The 16,882-nt window shown below is 71.5% G+C and carries 15 protein-coding genes; 9 read left to right on the top strand and 6 right to left on the bottom strand.

Features of this window, described 5'->3' with window-relative positions:
• The first annotated feature begins 1 nt into the window (after position 1).
• The 8 genes from GD748_RS01595 (at position 2) to GD748_RS01560 (ending at position 9,829) form a co-directional block, all read left to right on the top strand.
• On the top strand, positions 2-1,090 hold the full coding sequence (locus GD748_RS01595) for an extracellular solute-binding protein (RefSeq protein ID WP_152193452.1): 1,089 nt from the start codon (positions 2-4) through the stop codon (positions 1,088-1,090).
• A 73-nt stretch (positions 1,091-1,163) separates the two neighbouring features.
• Positions 1,164-2,237, top strand: coding sequence for an ABC transporter ATP-binding protein (locus GD748_RS01590; protein WP_152193451.1), 1,074 nt, complete (start codon positions 1,164-1,166; stop codon positions 2,235-2,237).
• 62 nt (positions 2,238-2,299) lie between these two features.
• The gene (locus GD748_RS01585) at positions 2,300-4,009 is read left to right on the top strand and encodes an ABC transporter permease (RefSeq protein ID WP_452176673.1); all 1,710 of its coding nucleotides are present in this window, start codon (positions 2,300-2,302) and stop codon (positions 4,007-4,009) included.
• The gene (locus GD748_RS01580; protein ID WP_152193450.1) at positions 3,997-4,848 is read left to right on the top strand and encodes a creatininase family protein; all 852 of its coding nucleotides are present in this window, start codon (positions 3,997-3,999) and stop codon (positions 4,846-4,848) included. Before GD748_RS01585 ends, GD748_RS01580 begins: the two co-directional genes overlap by 13 nt.
• Entirely contained in the window at positions 4,848-6,305 is a 1,458-nt protein-coding gene (locus GD748_RS01575) for an argininosuccinate lyase (protein WP_152193449.1), read from the top strand. The genes GD748_RS01580 and GD748_RS01575 overlap by 1 nt, the downstream gene beginning before the upstream one ends.
• Complete coding sequence (locus GD748_RS01570) at positions 6,302-7,264, top strand: ROK family protein (protein ID WP_152193448.1); 963 nt, start codon at positions 6,302-6,304, stop codon at positions 7,262-7,264. Before GD748_RS01575 ends, GD748_RS01570 begins: the two co-directional genes overlap by 4 nt.
• 433 nt (positions 7,265-7,697) lie before the next feature.
• Positions 7,698-8,525 (top strand): LCP family protein, encoded by an 828-nt coding sequence (locus GD748_RS01565; protein WP_226920640.1) that lies wholly within the window; start codon positions 7,698-7,700, stop codon positions 8,523-8,525.
• A gap of 239 nt (positions 8,526-8,764) precedes the next feature.
• The gene (locus tag GD748_RS01560) at positions 8,765-9,829 is read left to right on the top strand and encodes an LCP family protein (protein WP_226920638.1); all 1,065 of its coding nucleotides are present in this window, start codon (positions 8,765-8,767) and stop codon (positions 9,827-9,829) included.
• Between the two features lie 313 nt (positions 9,830-10,142).
• On the opposite strand, the gene GD748_RS01555 is transcribed toward GD748_RS01560, so the two are convergent.
• The gene (locus tag GD748_RS01555; protein WP_152193446.1) at positions 10,143-10,814 is read right to left on the bottom strand and encodes a hypothetical protein; all 672 of its coding nucleotides are present in this window, start codon (positions 10,812-10,814) and stop codon (positions 10,143-10,145) included.
• An 854-nt stretch (positions 10,815-11,668) separates the two neighbouring features.
• Between GD748_RS01555 and GD748_RS01550 the strand changes: the two genes are divergently transcribed.
• Positions 11,669-13,216, top strand: coding sequence for an aldehyde dehydrogenase family protein (locus tag GD748_RS01550; RefSeq protein WP_152193445.1), 1,548 nt, complete (start codon positions 11,669-11,671; stop codon positions 13,214-13,216).
• Between the two features lie 4 nt (positions 13,217-13,220).
• Here the strand turns inward: GD748_RS01550 and GD748_RS01545 are convergent, their stop codons facing one another.
• The 5 genes from GD748_RS01545 to GD748_RS01525 form a co-directional block, all read right to left on the bottom strand.
• Entirely contained in the window at positions 13,221-13,772 is a 552-nt protein-coding gene (locus tag GD748_RS01545) for a MarR family winged helix-turn-helix transcriptional regulator (protein ID WP_152193444.1), read from the bottom strand.
• A 116-nt stretch (positions 13,773-13,888) separates the two neighbouring features.
• A complete protein-coding gene (locus GD748_RS01540) occupies positions 13,889-14,230 on the bottom strand; it encodes a cupin domain-containing protein (protein WP_152193443.1) in 342 nt (113 codons plus the stop codon).
• A gap of 2 nt (positions 14,231-14,232) precedes the next feature.
• Positions 14,233-14,949: a DUF2848 family protein gene (locus GD748_RS01535; protein WP_152193442.1), complete on the bottom strand. Its 717-nt coding sequence runs from the start codon at positions 14,947-14,949 to the stop codon at positions 14,233-14,235.
• 1 nt (position 14,950) lies between these two features.
• The gene (locus tag GD748_RS01530; protein ID WP_152193441.1) at positions 14,951-15,760 is read right to left on the bottom strand and encodes a carbon-nitrogen family hydrolase; all 810 of its coding nucleotides are present in this window, start codon (positions 15,758-15,760) and stop codon (positions 14,951-14,953) included.
• Positions 15,760-16,731 (bottom strand): ABC transporter substrate-binding protein, encoded by a 972-nt coding sequence (locus GD748_RS01525; protein WP_226920636.1) that lies wholly within the window; start codon positions 16,729-16,731, stop codon positions 15,760-15,762. Before GD748_RS01525 ends, GD748_RS01530 begins: the two co-directional genes overlap by 1 nt.
• Between the last annotated feature and the right edge of the window lie 151 nt (positions 16,732-16,882).

Below are 16,882 nucleotides of genomic sequence, written 5' to 3'. Positions count from 1 at the left end.
CATGCGTAGGAAGAGTGCACTGATCGGGGCGTCCGCAGCGATGATGCTGGTGCTGGCCGCGTGCGGCGGCGGGGCCGAGGAGACGCCGGAGACCGGGAACACCGGCGCGGCCGGCGGCGAGACCGGCGGCGCAGGCGTGGAGGACACCAGCCTCACCATCTACACCGCTCGCGACACCAACATCACCGACTTCGTCATCGCCGAGTTCGAAGCCGCCTACCCCGAGTTCGAGGGCAACGTCGAGGTGCTCAACATGGGCGCCCAGGAGGTCCTGGAGCGTGTCCGCGCCGAGAGCGCCAACCCGCAGGCGGACGTGTGGTGGGGCGGCACCCAGCAGGGCCTGGCCACCGGCGCCGAGGAGGACCTCCTCGCCGCCTGGGAGCCGGAGTTCGCCGCCGACATGGACGAGGCGTACAAGGACTCCGAGGGCCGCTGGTTCGGCGAGATCCTCCTGCCCGAGGTCATCATGTACAACGATGCCGCGCTCAGCGAGGACGAGGCCCCACAGGACTGGGACGACCTCCTCGACCCCAAGTGGGAGGGCGAGATCATCATCCGGGACGTCGCCGCCTCGGGCACCATGCGCTCGATCTACTCCGCGATGATCCAGCAGCAGTCGCCGGACGGCTCCGACCCCGAGCCGGGCTACGAGTGGCTGCGCCAGCTCGACGCCAACACGGGTGAGTACGCCGCCAACCCGGCCGACCTCTACCTCAAGCTCTCACGCGAGCAGGGAACCGTCAGCGCCTGGAACCTGCAGGACATCCTCATCCAGTCCGAGACCCAGAACATGCCGTTCGGGTACGTCATGCCGGAGTCGGGCGCCCCGGTTCTCGTCGACGGGCTCGGCGTCGTCAACGGCGGCAACACCGAGGCCGCCGAGCTGTTCGTGGAGTTCCTCTACGAGGACGACCTGCGCGCGCAGCTCGCCGAGGACTTCTTCCAGATCCCGGCGGTCGAGATCGAGTCCGAGCCGGAGTGGCTGGCCAACCTCGACCTCAACCCGATGGACGTCGACTGGGACGTCATCGGTGAGCACGAGACCGAGTGGATCGACTACTGGAACGCGAACATCAAGGGCCAGAACTGACCGAGCTCCCGGCCGCCGCCGAGGCGGCGGCCGGGACGGCAGGCCCTGAACAACGAGCACCGAGGAAGTGAACATGGTCGACGTCCGGCTCGAGTCCATCGTCAAGAGGTTCCCGCGCGGTGGCGACACCCCGGCCGTGGACGACGTGAACATCACCGTCAACGACGGCGAGTTCTTCACCCTGCTCGGCCCCAGCGGCTGCGGCAAGACCACCACCCTGCGGATGGTCGCGGGGTTCTACTTCCCGACGTCGGGCACCATCAGCTTCGGCGACGACGACGTCACGCGCCGCCCGCCGAACAAGCGCGACACCGGGATGGTGTTCCAGAACTACGCGCTGTTCCCGCACCTGACGGTCGAGCAGAACGTCGCCTACGGGCTCAAGACCCGCAAGGTCGCGCGGGGCAGGATCGCCCCACGGGTGAGCGAGGCGCTCGAGCAGGTGCACCTGAGCGGGTACAGCAAGCGTCGCATCGACCAGCTCTCCGGCGGCCAGCAGCAGCGGGTCGCCCTGGCCCGCGCCCTGGTGATCCGCCCGCAGACGCTGCTGCTGGACGAGCCGCTGTCCAACCTCGACGCCAAGCTCCGCGAGGAGACCCGCACCGAGATCCGGCGCATCCAGCGCGAGGCCGGCACCACCTCCTTGTACGTCACGCACGACCAGGACGAGGCCATGGCGATGTCGGACCGGATCGCCGTCATGGAGGCCGGCCGCGTCCAGCAGCTCGGCACCCCGACCGAGATCTACCACCGGCCCGCCAACCGGTTCGTCGCCACCTTCATCGGGCGCAGCAACGTGCTGGCGCTGCCGGTCGAGCACGCCGCCGAGACCGAGATCGAGGTCCGCCTGCCGGGCGGCGCCACCGCGCGGGCTGCCGCGCCGCAGGGGCACGGTCTCGGCGTCGGTGACACCGCCTACGTCTCGATCCGCCCCGAGTACGTCCAGCTAGCCCCGCCGAGGACGCCCGGCGCGGCGTCCGGAGTCGTCAAGGAGGTCGAGTTCACCGGCATGACGTCGACCGTCACCCTGGAGGTCGGCGACCTGACGCTGATGGCGAAGACGATCGACATGCCCGGCACCGTCTTCGTCGGCGACGCCGTCGGCGTGGTGCTGCCCGCCGAGCGGCTGTGGGTGGTGCAGCCGTGAGTGTGGTGACCGCCCGGCCGGAGGTCGCGCCGGCCGCCACCCCGCCGGGCCGCTCGCGGCGCGTGCGCCAGGCGCTGGCGGGCGGGGCGAGCTCGACCTGGTTCCCGTACGTCATCGTCCTGCCCCTCGTGCTGGTGCTGTGGGGCTACGTCGTGCAGCCGATGCTGGCGACCTTCGTGGAGAGCTACTCCGGCGAGACCGGAGCCGCCCGCTACCTCGCGTTCCTGGAGTCCGGCTCCATCGCCCAGCGCTCGCTCTTCACCAGCCTGGGGATCGGCGTCGCCTCCGTGCTGCTCTGCGGCGTGGTCGGCGTGACGATGGCTTTCCTGCTGAAGAGGTTCAGCTTCCCCGGGCAGAGGCTCATCGAGGCCATCGTCCTCATCCCGGCGGCGCTGCCCCCGCTGATCGGCGCGATCTCCTTCCAGCTGCTGTACTCACAGACCGGCATCCTGCCCCGCGCGCTGCAGGCCTTGCTCGGCACCGAGGACCCGGTTCTCGCCTTCGACGGAATCGCCGGCGTGCTGGTGGTGCACACCTTCACGATGTACCCGTTCTTCTACCTCGCCGCCTCTGCTGCCTTCGCCGGGATGGACCCGTCGCTCGAGGAGGCTGCGTACAACCTCGGCGCCTCCAAGGCGCGGGTCTGGCGCACGGTCCTGCTGCCGATGCTCACCCCGGCGCTCGTATCCGGCTCGCTCATCGTGTTCATGACCTCGCTCGCCTCCTACACGGCGCCGCTGCTGTTCGGCGTCAGCGACACCATGACGATGCAGATCTACATCAACCGCACCAACGGCGACCTGCCGATGGCGTCCAGCTACGCCTCGGCCCTGGCCGTGGTGTCGATCATCTTCCTGCTCACCATGCGCTGGTACGAGGGGCGGCGCAGCTACCGCTCCCAGTCCAAGGGCATCGCGAGCCACCGCCGCGAGGTCACCAACCCGGCTGCTCGCTGGCTCGCGCTGACCGGCTCGCTGCTCGCCATGGTCGTGCTGCTGGCGCCGGTCGCGACGATCGCGCTGGTCGCGTTCTCCGAGGACGGCTCCTGGACCACCCAGATCATCCCGTCCGTCTACACCGTGCAGAACTTCGTGACCATCTTCTCCGAGCCGTCCGCGTTCGAGCCGATCCTCAACTCGCTGCGCATGGCGGGCCTGGCCACGATCGGCTGCGTCGTCATCGGCGTGCTCATCGCCTACGCGGTGAACCGGCTGAAGTTCTACGGCCGCACCCTGCTGGACATCGGTGTCATGCTCGCCTGGGCGCTGCCCGGCACCGTCGTCGCGATCAACCTCATCGCCGCCTTCTCCACGCCGAGCGCCTTCAGCCTCGGCCAGGTGCTCGTCGGGACGTTCTGGATCCTGCCGCTCGCCTACTTCGTGCGTTTCCTGCCACTGGTGTTCCGCTCCGCGTCTGCCTCGCTGGCGCAGAACGACCCCGGCCTGGAGGAGGCTGCGCGCAACCTCGGCGCCTCCTGGCTGCGGGCGTTCCTCACGATCACGGTGCGGCTGATCCTGCCCGGCGTGATCGCGGGCGGTCTGCTGGCGTTCGTCAACGGCGTCGGCGAGTTCGTCGCGTCGGTGCTGATCTACACCTCGAGCACCGAGCCGATCTCCGTGGCGATCAACAACCGCATGTACACCTTCGAGATGGGGACCGCTGCCGCCTACGGCATGCTGCAGGTGGTGCTGATATTCGTGGTGATGCTCATCTCCGGCCGTCTCGAGGGCGGTCGACGGGCGACGAAGGACGTGGCGCAGTGGACGCAGTGATCACCGAGGCGATCCGGGTCCCGGGCGAGGAGTGGGAGGGAGTCGTCGCGGCCGCCGACCTCGCGATCCTGCCCGTGGGCGCCGTCGAGTGGCACGGCCCGCACCTGCCTCTGGGCACCGATCTCATCCTTGCCGAGGGCTTCGCCCGGGCCTGGGCGGACGACGGACGCGGCAGCAGCGGCGGCGCAAGCCACGACGACGACGGCGGCGGCCGCCCGGCCGTGCGCGCCGTGCTCTACCCGCCGGTCGCCTACACCGCCTGCCCCGGTCAGACGCGCGGCTGGCCCGGCACCGTGGCGGTCCGTCCCGAGACGACCGTGGCCTACCTGGGCGACGTCCTCGAGGGCATCCTCGCGGCCGGCTTCACCCGGGTGCTCGTGGTCAACGGCCACGACGCCAACATGTCCACCGTCCGGGCCGCCATGGAATGGGCCTCCGGTCGGCGCCGGGCGAGCCTGATGCTGGCGAACTGGTTCCAGCTCGTCGCGCCGGAGGAGACCACGGAGACCTTCGGCCCGCTGCCCTCACGGGGCCACGGCGGCGCGTACGAGACCGCCGGCGTCATGGCCTTCGCGCCCGACGCCGTCCGCCCGGACGTCGTCCCGGACCTCCCGCCCCGCCCAAAGCTCGGGGTGGCCCATCCGTACGTGCTCGTCGAGTCCGCGCCCACCCCGTGGGAGGGCTGGTCCGGCCACATCTCCCTCGTCTCCACCGAGCGTGCCGCGCACGTGCGCGAGCTGGCAGCGGTGCGGCTCGGCGAGCTGATCACCGCGTGGGTCGCAGCCCCGCTGCCCGACGCACCCAGGTCCGCCGGGACCGAGAACCACAGGAGCTCCTGATGTCCGCCCACCACCTGACCACCTACCAGCAGTTCCACCTGGCGCCCGTCTTCGAGCACCACAAGGGCCGGTTCTACCCGGCCATGCTGCGGGCCAGCCAGGCCCACGTGGTCATGCTCACCGAGCAGGGCCTGCTCAGCCCCGAGCGCGGCGCCCAGCTCCAGCGCGGCCTCGTCGAGCTGACCGATCACCCGCGTGAGCTTGTGTACGACGGCACCGTCGAGGACGTGTACTTCACCCTCGAGAAGCAGCTGGCCGACGCGTGCGACATCCCCACCTCCGAGCTCGACCTGCAGATGGCCCGCAGCCGGAACGACCTCGACCAGGGCATCTTCCGGATGCTGCTGCGTGTCGATCTCCTCGGCGTCGTCGACCGGATGCTCGAGACCGGGACCACCGCCCTCGAGCGTGCGGAGAAGTACGCCGACGTCGTCATCACCGGCTACACGCACCGCCGTCCCGCCCAGCCCACGACGATCGGTCACGTGCTCGCCGGGTATGCCGAGGCGCTGACCGCCGAGCTGGAGCAGTACACGCAGCTCCTCGACCAGGTGAACCTCTCCCCGCTCGGGGCGTGCGCCTTCGCCGGCACAGACCTCGACATCTCCAGCCCTCGACTCGCCGAGCTGCTCGGCTTCGACGGCGTGCTCGTCAACTCCTACGAGGCTGTCGCAGGCGCCGACCACCTGGTGCGCGTGGCGACGACGAACGCCCAGGCGCTGGCGACCGGCGCGAGGCTGGCCCGAACCCTGATGAACTGGCTCAGCGACGGCTGGGTGGTCACGCCGCCAGACTTCACCCAGGGCAGCAGCATCATGCCGCAGAAGCGGAACCCGGTGGTCCTCGAGCACCTGGTGTCGATGGCCGGCGCCGCCGCCGCCGACGCCGCCTCCGTGCTGAACAACGTCGGCGCCGCGTGGTGGGAGGACTCCAACAACGCGACCACCGACGTCCAGGCCCGGCTGTGGGACTCGGACGACCGCACCGAGCGGTTCTTCGCCCTGCTCGGCGGCTTCCTCGCCGAGCTCGAGCCCCACGAGCCGCCGACCGACGCCGAGATCGTGCGCTCAGGCGCCACCACCACCGCTGCCGCCGACGCCCTCACGCGGCACGGCGTCCCCTTCCGAGCGGCGCACACACTCGCCGGACGGCTCTTCCGCGCGGACGACCCGGCGGGCTGGACCGAGGACGCCGTCCGCGCGGCGGCCGACGAGCTGGGGCTCGACGAGCTCGCCCCCGACGCCGTCACCGACCTCATGACCGCCGCCCGCCGGCCCTCGACGGTGCTCGACCGCACCCAGCCGGACGGGCCCGGCACCGAGGCGGTGCGTGTCCAGGTGTGCGTGCTACGACAGCGGCTGGCCGGGGTGCGGGAGCGTGTTGACGCACTCGGCGAGCGGCTGACCGCGGCCGAGGAGCTCCTCGACCGCGAGGTGGCGGAGCAGCTCGCCCGATGACCGGGACGAACCGGGTCTCGGGACAGTGCCTTCTCGGAATCGACTTCGGCGGGACCAAGATGGCCGTGGCGGTCGCGGACCTCGACGGCCGCGTGCTGGCCCGGCGGGTGCTGCCGACCCTGGCGGAGCAGGGCGCCCTGCGCGCACTCGACCGGGCGCTCGACTGCGCCACCGAGCTGACCACCGGCGCCGGTGAACTCGTCGCCGCCGGCATCGCCACCCCCGGCGCCGTCGACGGCGACCGGATCGCTCTCGCCCCCAACGTGCCGGGCTGGGACGATCTGCGGCTCGGCCGGAGCGTACGCGAGCGCCTGAGGGTCGAGCGGGTGGGTGTCATGAACGACCTCGACGCCGCCGCTCTGGCCGAGCTCCGGCACGGTCAGCTGCGTGGCGCCGACCCCGGTCTCGTGGTCGGGCTCGGCACAGGCGTCGCCATCGGCGTCACCGTCCGCGGCGCTGTCGTCGGCGGTGCGCACCATGCCGCCGGGGAGATCGGGTACGCGCCGGTCGGGTCCGGCCCGCTGGACGGCACGGAGGACATCCTCGAGCACGTCTTCTCCGGCATGGCCCTGGACCGGCTCGGCCGCGAGCTCGGGCTCGACGGTGCACCAGGCCTCACGGCGAGTGCCTCGCCGGTCGCCCGAGAGGCGTTCTCGGCCCGGCTCGGCGCGCTCTCCCGCCAGCTCGCCGCCGCCTGCCTCCTCCTGGACCCCCAACGAGTCGTCCTGGTCGGCGGCATGACCGCGGCGGGAGCGGTCGTCGACGGCATCCGTGACCACCTTCGCGCACACGTGCCCCTGCCGCCAGAGGTCGTCGTATCGGGGTTCCCGAACGACGCCGCTCTCTACGGGGCGTTGACGCTCGCCGCTGACCTCGTGCCGGTCGCATCATCGCACTCACCCGCAGATGACCACCGCGCCGAGGGGGCACCGGCCGCAGCGCCACCGTTCGCCGAGTGACAGAGACGTTCGCAACCTCACCCTCAGGGTGTCCGGACGGTCGCGCGCGCCTTCACCCGCCTATCACCGGCCGACGCGCCGTGCGTCGGCGCGCCGGCTGGTGTGCTGCCGCGTGTGGACCGCCCGCACGGCGGTACGGCCACGCGAGGCACGAGGGGAGTGACGAGCACTGTCTGCGACGGTCGACGACCTGCTGCCCGGCCTGGACGAGCAGCGCGCCGCCACGCCGGCGCGGCCGCGACGGCGCGCCCGCCTGGCGCTGGTCGTCGCCCTGCTGCTCCTCGCGCCGATCGTCGGCGGGCTCGTCGGCGGCGTCCTGTACCTGCAGCACCGGCTCGGCGCGAGCATCGAGGAGTTCGCGGACCCGTTCGCCGGGCTGCTCGACCGCCCCGACCCGGCCGGCGGCGCGGCCGCCGGGCAGAGCCGCGCCCCGGTGACGATCCTCGCGCTCGGGTCGGACAGCCGGACCAGTGCCGGCGACCCAGAGGAGTGGTCCTTCGGCGCCCAGCGGACCGACGCCATCATGCTGGCGCAGGTGTCGGGCGACCGACGGCACGTGTCGGTGATGTCCATCCCCCGCGACTCGTGGGTGCCGATCCCAGGCTGGGGCACGCACAAGATCAACGCCGCGTTCTCCTGGGGCGGCCCGTCGCTGATGGTCCAGACCGTCGAGGACCTCGTCGGCGTGCGTATCGACCACGTGGTCATCGTCGACTTCAGTTCCTTCGTCGCACTCACGGACGCGCTCGGCGGGGTGGACATCTTCCTCCCCGACGGCCTGCAGCACGGGAAGGCGCAGCTCGTGCCGGGGACTCACCGCCTCGACGGTGCCCAGGCGCTCGCGTACACCCGGGACCGCACGGACGTTCCCGGCGGCGACTTCGGTCGGATGCAGCGTCAGCAGAACTGGATACGGGCGATGTTCAAGGCAGCCTCGTCCGAGCGGCTCGCGCAGAACCCGGCCGGCGTCCTGGGACTGCTCGAGACTGTCGCCGCCAACGTCGCGGTCGACGAGACCTTCACGATGACGAAGATGCGCGGGCTCGCCTGGTCGATGATCGCCACCGATCTCGACGACGGCGTCTTCTTCACCGCGCCGGTCGCCGAGCTGGGACGCAGCCCCGACGGACGGCAGGCGATCGTCCTCCTCGACGAGACACGGCTCGATGCGATCGGTGCCGCGTTCGCCGAGGACCGCGTGCCGGAGTTCCTCGAGACCCACCCCGACGGTCTGCGGCAGCTGGACGGCGCCGTCCACTGAAGCGGCGCCAGTCCGGCACGTGTGAAACGTCGGGGAGCGGTTCGGCACCTGCATCCCGCTCCTGCGCCGAGGTCGGGGAGCGCGTCCTCGGCCGGCGCCCGAGCGGCGTGCCACGCCGCACGTCGGCACGCCGTACAGATCCCGTCCGAATCCGTCTAGAGTTGATCCGGCCCTGCGCGGCGCACACGACTGCAGGGCCGCGCAGGATCCCTGTGATGGGACCTAAGGACGGATGACCCGTGAGTGAAGAACAGCGACGCGAGCGACCGCGTCGGCGCAGCAAGGCCCGTATCGCCCTGATCGTGGCGCTGGGCCTCGTCCTCGTGCTCGCGGGCGGCGCCTTCGCCACGGTGACCTACCTCCAGGGTCGGCTCAACGCCGGGATCGAACGGATCGAGGACCCCTTCGCCGAGCTCACCGACCGGCCCACGAACGAGCCGCGGGAGAACGAGGATGGCGACGAGTTCCCGCCGCCCGTCAACATCCTCGTCCTGGGCTCGGACAGCCGGATCTCCGCAGGCGACCCGAACCAGTGGCGGGCCGGCGCCCAGCGCACCGACGCCATCATGCTCGCCCAGGTCTCGGGCAACCGGAAGAACGCCACCTTGATGTCCATCCCGCGGGACTCCTGGGTCGACGTGCCGGGGTACGGGATGAACAAGATCAACGCGGCCTTCTCCTACGGCGGCCCGACGCTGATGATCGACACCGTCGAGCAGCTCACCGGCGTGCGGATCCATCACTTCGCCGTCGCCGACTTCGAGTCGTTCTCGGCACTGACCGACGAGCTCGGCGGGGTGGAGATCGCCCTGACCCAGCCGTTGGCGACCGACAGCGGGACGTTGCAGCCCGGCACGCACCTGCTCGACGGCGACCAGGCCCTGCAGTACGCCCGCGAGCGGTACAACGTGGCCGGTGGCGACTTCGGGCGCGTGCAGCGCCAGCAGAACTGGATGCGCGCGATCATGGCCGCCGCCTTCGACCGCGAGGTGCTGACCAACCCTGGGCGGCTCATGAGCTTCCTGGAGACGGTGACGCAGTCGGTCGCCGTGGACGAGGGCTTCACGATCGGGGAGATGCGCGACCTGGCGCTGGGCTCGCGCGAGCTGCGCCCGGGCAGCGTCACCTTCATCACCGCGCCCTACTCGGGAACCGGTCGGAGCCCGGACGGCCGCCAGTCGATCGTGCTGCTCAACGAGCCGCTGTTCAACGAGGTCTCGCTGGCCTTCGCCGAGGACCGCATCGCTCAGTACCTCGCCGCCAACCCCGGAGTCGCGCCGCAGCTCGGGGACGCGGTCAGCTGACCAGGGAGAGCCGTGCCGGCCGCAAGTCGATGAACCTGAACGGCACGGTGGGCGCGCACTGACCGGGCCGCCCGGTGAGGGGCCGAATGGCCCACGCCGCCGCAGGTGGTGCCGTCGCTCCCGGACAGAGAAGCGGCGTGGACCCGGAGGTCCACGCCGCTGCGTCGGTCGGCCGCCGTACGGCTGGCCAAGTCGGTGGTCACGGTGGTCGGTCGATGACAGGCCCCCTGCGCGTCATCATCAGGATCGACTCACCACGACTGTGCGGGTGCCGTGGCACCCGAGGTGTGCGCCGTCGATCACGACGCCGTGCTCAGCCCTGCGTCGGTGGGGCCCTGAGGGAGAAGGACGACGGCATGAGACCGGTCGGGTGCGCGCTCGACTCTGCGTCGTCGTGGTGCGTGCGCACGATCACCGGCTGGGTGGCGAAGGACCGGCCGACCTGGCCGGCGAGGTCGTCGTTGAACCCGGTGCGGGTGGGCGACGGCATGTCGCGCACGGTGCTGTGGCCGGTGGGTGGTGGCGGCAGCGGAGCGTTGTCCTGCTGCGGCCCGTTCTTCTGGAACGGACCCGGGCCGTAGTCCGTGCCGCTGTCGGCGTGCATGGCCGTTCGCCCCGGTACCGCTCGCCAGGAGACGGTCGAGCCCGACGCCCCGTCGACCGTCGACGGTGCCACCGTGATGGCGATCATGGTGCCCGCCGGCTCCTTTGCCAGCAGCCTGCCCATGTCCGCGGCGCCGGGGAGGGTCCGTGGGTCGACGGTGATTCTGCTCTCGGCGTCCTCCGGCGACGCCTCGGCGTCCGCGGACGGTGCTGGGCCGCTCGTCGGAGCGGGAGCGTCGGCCTGCTCCTCGTCGGCGACGGGGACGGGCTTCGAGAGCGGGGCGGGCCCTGCCGGCGCGGTGGTTCCCGTCTCGGGACTCGTCGGGGCGGATCCGGCCGGTGGTGCGGGTGCGGGCGCTGGAGTCTCGACGGGTTCGGGCAACGGAGCAGGTGCTGGCGACGGGGCGGGCTCGGGTGCGGGCGACGGCTCGGGTGCCGGAGCCGGCGACGGCTGGGGCTCGGGCACCGGAGCCGGCGACGGCTCGGGTGCCGGTAGCGGTGTCGGCTCAGGTTCTGGTGTCGGTTCCGGCTCGGGCGTCGGGACCGGCTCGGGCGTCGGGGTGGGTCCGGGTTCCGGCGTCGGCTCCGGTGTCGGCTCAGGTTCTGGTGCAGGGAGCGGGTCTGGCGTCGGAGTGGGGTCGGGAGTGGGATTGGGGTCGGGCGTGGGCTGAGGATCGGGGGTGGGCAGCGGGTCTGGTGCCGGGGTGGGGTCGGGCGTCGGTTCGGGGTCCGGGGTCGGCTCCGTGGCATCAGCTGTCGGCGCGGGCTCGACCGACGGTTCGGGGTCCGGCGCGGTCGCGAGCATCGCCTCGGCGTCCGGCTCCGGGGTCGGCGTCACCAGAGCTTCCGGCGACGGCTCGACGATCACCCCCGTCGATGCTGCGGAGAGAACCGCGGTATCGAACGGAAGCCCACCGGTCTCGTCCGGACCTGGCTGCTCGTTCGCCAGCGCGACGCTCGTGAAGAGGAACGCTCCGACGACCAGAGCGGCGACCGTACCGAGGGCGCAGGCCAACCAGCGGAGGAGGACCTGTGTCGTCCCCACCCGTCCCGTAGGCCCGCGTGCTGAGCGCATGTAGCTCCACATCTCTGTGAAGACCCACGGTACGGGCACAACGTCATACGCGATAGGGCTTGGCGACGATGAGTGCCTGCGGAACGTCTCGGTAGCTCATGTCGGAGCGACCATGCGCAAACTATGGCTGTTGAGTACCGTACTTATCTATACTAAGTGGCATGGAACACAGCCTGTCCTCCTCGACCGTGGCGGAACCCCGGCCGACTGTCGAGAAGCCTCAGTCAGTAACGGCGCAGCAGGTCGGGCGCGCGTTTGCCGAGATCGGCACGCGTGAGCCGGCACTTCTGGTGGGTGGCGACTGGGTCGCCCCCCGCTCGACGGTGACACGAGCGAGCACAGACCCGTCGACCGGGCGGGTCTGGGCCTCCTACGCCGTCGCCGGGGCCGAGGACGTGGACGCCGCGGTGGTCGCAGCGGCCGAGGCGCAACGAGCCTGGGCGCGCACGAGCGTCATGGAGCGCGCGGCGTGCCTCGACGCGCTCCGCCGCCTCGTCGACGAGCACGCGACCGAGCTGGCGATCGCCGACGCGATCGACGCAGGTCTTCCGGTCCAGCGCATGTTCGGCGACGTCGCAGGCGCGACCAACGCGATCCGAGGCTGGTCCGGGCTGGCGCTGTCGCTGCGCGGGGAGGTGCTGCCGGACGACCGCGTGCTGCACTACACCCGCACCGCGCCGTACGGCGTCGTCGCGAAGATCGTCGCCTACAACCACCCCCTGCTGTTCGCGGTCAAGGGCAGCCTCGCCGCGCTCATCGCCGGCAACGCCGTCGTGCTCAAGCCGGCCGAGCAGACCCCGATGTCCGCCGTCCTCCTCGGGGACCTCGTCCGGCAGGCCTTCCCGCCCGGGGTGTTCAGCATCGTCACCGGCGACGGAGCGACCGGGGACGCGCTGGTGACGCACCCGCTCGTCCGGCGCATCGCCTTCACCGGGAGCGTGGCCACCGGCCGGCTCATCCAGCAGCGCGCAGCGTCGAACGCCGTCCGGTCGGTCTCGCTCGAGCTCGGTGGCAAGAACCCGATGATCGTGTGCGACGACGTCGACCTCGACCGCGCGGCGCAGGAGGTCGTCAAGGCGATGAACCTGCGCGCCAACCAGGGGCAGTCGTGCGGCTCCACGTCGCGGCTGTTCGTGCACACGAGCATCCACGACGAGCTCCTCGAGCGCGTGGCCGACCGTTTCGCCGCGCTGCGGCTGGGCCCGGCCTACGACCCCGAGGTCGACATGGGGCCGCTTATCAGCGCACAGCACGCGCAGCGGGTCCGCGGCTTCATCGGTGACGCCGAGTCCGCGGGGGCGCGTCTCGTCACCGGCGGGCTGGACGACGCGCGCGTGCCCGAGGACGGCTACTTCGTGGCGCCGACCCTCTTCGCCGACGTCGCCCCTGGCTCGCCATTGGCCCGGGACGAGGTGTTCGGCCCTTTGGTCGCCGCATTCCGGTGGGAGAACGAGGAGGCGCTGCTCGAGCAGGTGAACGCCGTCGACTACGGCCTCACCGCAAGCATCTGGACCGATGACGTCAACCGCGCCCTACGGCTGGCCGACGAGGTGGAGGCGGGCTACGTCTGGGTCAACGACAGCACGACGCACTACTGGGGCACCCCGTTCGGCGGCTGGAAGGACAGCGGCGTCGGGCGCGAGGAGAGCATCGACGAGCTCCGCAGCTACCTGCAGACCAAGAGCGTGCACATCAAGTTCCGGGCGTAGCGCTTCAGCCCTCGCGGATGGCGCGCGCGACCGGCGAGCTCGAGTCGAGGCCCACGTAGAACGCGAAGATCGACAGCGCCGCCATCTTCTGCTCCTCGTCGAACTGCCGGTGGAAGTACGAGATGTGGTGGTAGACGGACTGGTCGATCTGCTCCAGCATCGCGACCCCGTCGTCCGTGGCCGAGACGTGCTTGACCCGCTTGTCGGTCGGCGAGCTCTCCCGGCGCACGTACCCGAGGTTCTCCAGCTCCCGCACGAGCCGGGAGGCGAACGCCGGCGCGATGTCCAGACGCTTGGCGAGGACGTTCACGGCCAGCGCGGTGCCGTCGCTGCCGTAGATCTGCAGCAGCGCCTGGTGCACCAGCGGGTCGAGCCCGTGCTCCTGCGCCTGGTCGTTGACGATCCGCAGCACCTTGCGGGTGACGTACCTGGCCTCGGCGATCTTGCGGATGTAGGTCTGGAAGTCGGTCTTGCGGACGGTGTCGCGGATGTCGGCCCAGTCGACATAGGCGTTCATCGTGCCGTTGCTGCGCGCTGTCTCCGGCAGGTTCGCCATCGCCGTGCTCCGTCCGGTCGGTGTTGCTGGTCGTGCGGGGAGAACTGGCCGGTCCGGCCGCGCCTCGTGGACGAAACATCCCCCAGGTGCCGCACATGCATTATGGACCCCGGCGTCTACCGGTAGCGCACCTCGAACGTCAGGCAGCCGTCCTCGCTGACCCAGGGGCCGTGCTCCATGCCCGGCGGGCGGCAGGCGTAGTCGCCGGCGACGAACGTCTGGCCCAGCCGCTGGTCCGTCATGCTGCCCTCGAGGATGTACACCTCTTCCCAGAAGTCGTGCTTCTGCACCCCGTTGGGGGTGGTGTCCGTCCCCGGCTCGAACTTGAGGATCCGGGTGGCGACGCCGCTGCCGCCGTCGCTGGCCAGCACCCGCTCGGTGAGCTCGGGCACCACGCCCGTGCACGGGGTGAAGGGCGTCCGGGCGACGGCGGTGAACTCGATCTCCGGCTTGGTCATGGTCATACCTCTCGATCGGCGACGGCGGGGGAGGGCTGGGTCCGCGGAGCGCGGTCCGCGGTGTAGGAGTGGCGCAGCGTGACGCCGTCGGGCAGGCGCAGCTCGAGCTCCCAGGCGGACCCGGCGACGAACGTGCCCGTCAGCAGCGGGAGGGTGCCGCCGAACATCACGAGGTCGCCACCCGGTGCCGACGAGTCGGCGTCGAGCAGGGCGAGGACGTCGGTGGGGACGCGCAACGTGCGCAGGGTCCCGGACTGGTAGCGCTCGCCGTCGACTGCGCTCGCCATCTCGACGGCGTCCCAGTCGAGGTCGGCGGGGACCCGCACCACCTGGCGCGAGACCGGCTTGGGGCAGGCGGCCTTCGAACCGGCGACGCTCTCCCGCTCGAGGTCCCGGTCGGTGTGGTCCGACCCGACGCCGAGGTACAGCTCCCCGCCGGCGCGCACGAGCACCGGCTCCACCTCGCCGGAGGTGTAGGAGCCCGCGACCGTGACGGCCGGATCCTGGGTGACCAGGGCCGCGTCCATCGGGTAGAACGCCGGGACCGAGTCCGGGGCCGGGATGCCGATGGCCGCGAGCTCGTCGATGTGGTGCTGGACCGCCGCGGCGTCGCGCCCGGTGTAGCCGGCGACGACGACGGTGTAGTCCGTCAGGGCGAGCCGGTCCGGGCCGGCCGAGCCTGCGTCGTCGAGAACCTCGAAGGTCAGCGGGGTGCTCATGTCAGCGTTCGCCTCCCTGGCGCGCGAGGGCGCCGTAGTCGGACAGTCGGTCCTTGAGGACCGGGAACTCGTCGCGGACCTGGCCCACGAGCGCGGGGTCGAGGTCGCAGAAGGTGACGCCCTCGTCGGTGCCCGCCTCGGCGAGCACCGTGCCCCACGGGTCCACCACGCGGCTGTGCCCGCCGAGCTCGGTGCCGGCCTGGGTGCCGACGGCGTTGCAGGCGATCACGTAGACCTGCTGCTCGACGGCGCGCGCGGTGGTGAGCAGCCGCCAGTGCTCGCGCCGGGCGGCCGGCCAGGCGGCGGGGACGACCACCAGCTCGGCACCGGTGTCGACGAGGCGGCGCCAGAGCTCGGGGAAGCGCAGGTCGTAGCAGGTGGTGGAGCCGACGGCGCCGAACGGGGTGTCGCTCACCGCCACCTGGGTGCCGGGCTGCAGCAGCTCGGCCTCCTTCGACTTGTAACCGAAGACGTGGATCTTGGAGTAGTCGTGCGCGACCGTGCCGTCGGGCGCCACCAGCACCGCCGTGTTGCGGTAGCGACCGTTGCCGACGTCCTCGACGAGGCTGCCGAGGTGGAGGTGGGCGCCGAGCTCCCGGGCGAGGTCCGCGGCCCAGGCGACGGTCGGGCCGTCGAGCGTCTCGGCGGCCGCGGCATAGCTGTCGAAGGCGAAGTACCCGACGCCCCACAGCTCGGGCAGCACGATCAGGTCCGCGCCGGCGGCCGAGCGCACGAGCTGCCCGACCCGGGCACGCCGGTCCTCGACCGACTCCTCGGGCGGGCTCGCGACCTGGACGAGCGCGACGCGCATCAGGCGCTCCGTCCGTCGGTGGTGGCCAGCGCGCCGGAGGTCCACAGCGGGGCGAACCGGGTGGCGACGACGTCGGTGTAGGCGGCGTCGGCGGCGAGCAGCCCGGCGCTCGTGGCGAAGTCGTTCATGCCGGCGACGTCCTGCTCGGTGATCGTGGCGTCGTAGAAGGGCAGGTCCCGGCGCACGAGATCCGCGATGAGACCCGCCTCCATGGGCGGGAAGAGCGACTCACCGACCGCGCGGGCCCGCTCGGGGTCCTCTCGCAGCACCTGCTGCGCGCGGACCACGGCGCGTACCGCGGCGGCGACCACGTCGGGCTGCTCCTCGACCGTGCGGCTCGTGGTCATGAGCGCCGGGAACGTGAAGTGGGTCGCGGGGCCGCCGGCGCGGCGTGCGTCGTAGACGACCCGGCCGGCCCCCTCGCGGACGGCGACCTCGCTGCCCATCCCGTTGGCCCAGAACGCGTCGATGCGCCCGTCCGCCAGGGCGCGGGCCGAGGTGACGCCGAACGAGACGCTGTCCGCGTCCGCACCCGGGACCGGCGCGATGGTGATGCCGGCGGCGTCGACGTCGACGCCGGAGGCGATCAGCAGCTGCTCGAGACCGACGTCCACGCCCGGGGCGGCGCCGATCCGGAGGTCCCGCAGGCCGGCGAGGTCGACGACGTCCGAGTCCGCGCGCACGACCAGGTGCCAGTAGGTGTTGTGCGACAGCGCCGCGACGAGCTTGATGCCGCCCCAGGTGTCGGCGGCGTACAGCGGTGCGTGGGCGGCGCCCGCCAGGAGATCGATCGAGCCGTCACGCAGGGCCCGCGCGGCGTCGGTGACCGGGAAGAGCAGGTCCAGCTCGACGTCGAGCCCCTCCTCCCGCATCAGCCCGAGCTCCACGGCCGCGATCGCGGGGAAGTACGAGTTGGAGATGAGATCGGGTACGGCGATGCGCATGAGGTTCCCCTCGAAAGGTCGGGACACGAGTACGTAATGTAAGTACCGTACTTGACGTAGCATGCTGGATGAAGACAGTGTTGGCAACCACCCGCTCGACCGGCGTGATCAGACTGTGATCGCGGTGTGTTGTGCATCACCGTCAACCCGGGGTACGTTACCTCTAACGCGACTCAAC

The organism is Georgenia subflava (assembly GCF_009193155.1).
Taxonomy (GTDB): Bacteria; Actinomycetota; Actinomycetes; order Actinomycetales; family Actinomycetaceae; genus Georgenia; species Georgenia subflava.
The sequence above is the reverse complement of the archived record's forward strand: the minus strand, read 5'-3'. Positions and strand labels throughout refer to the sequence as shown.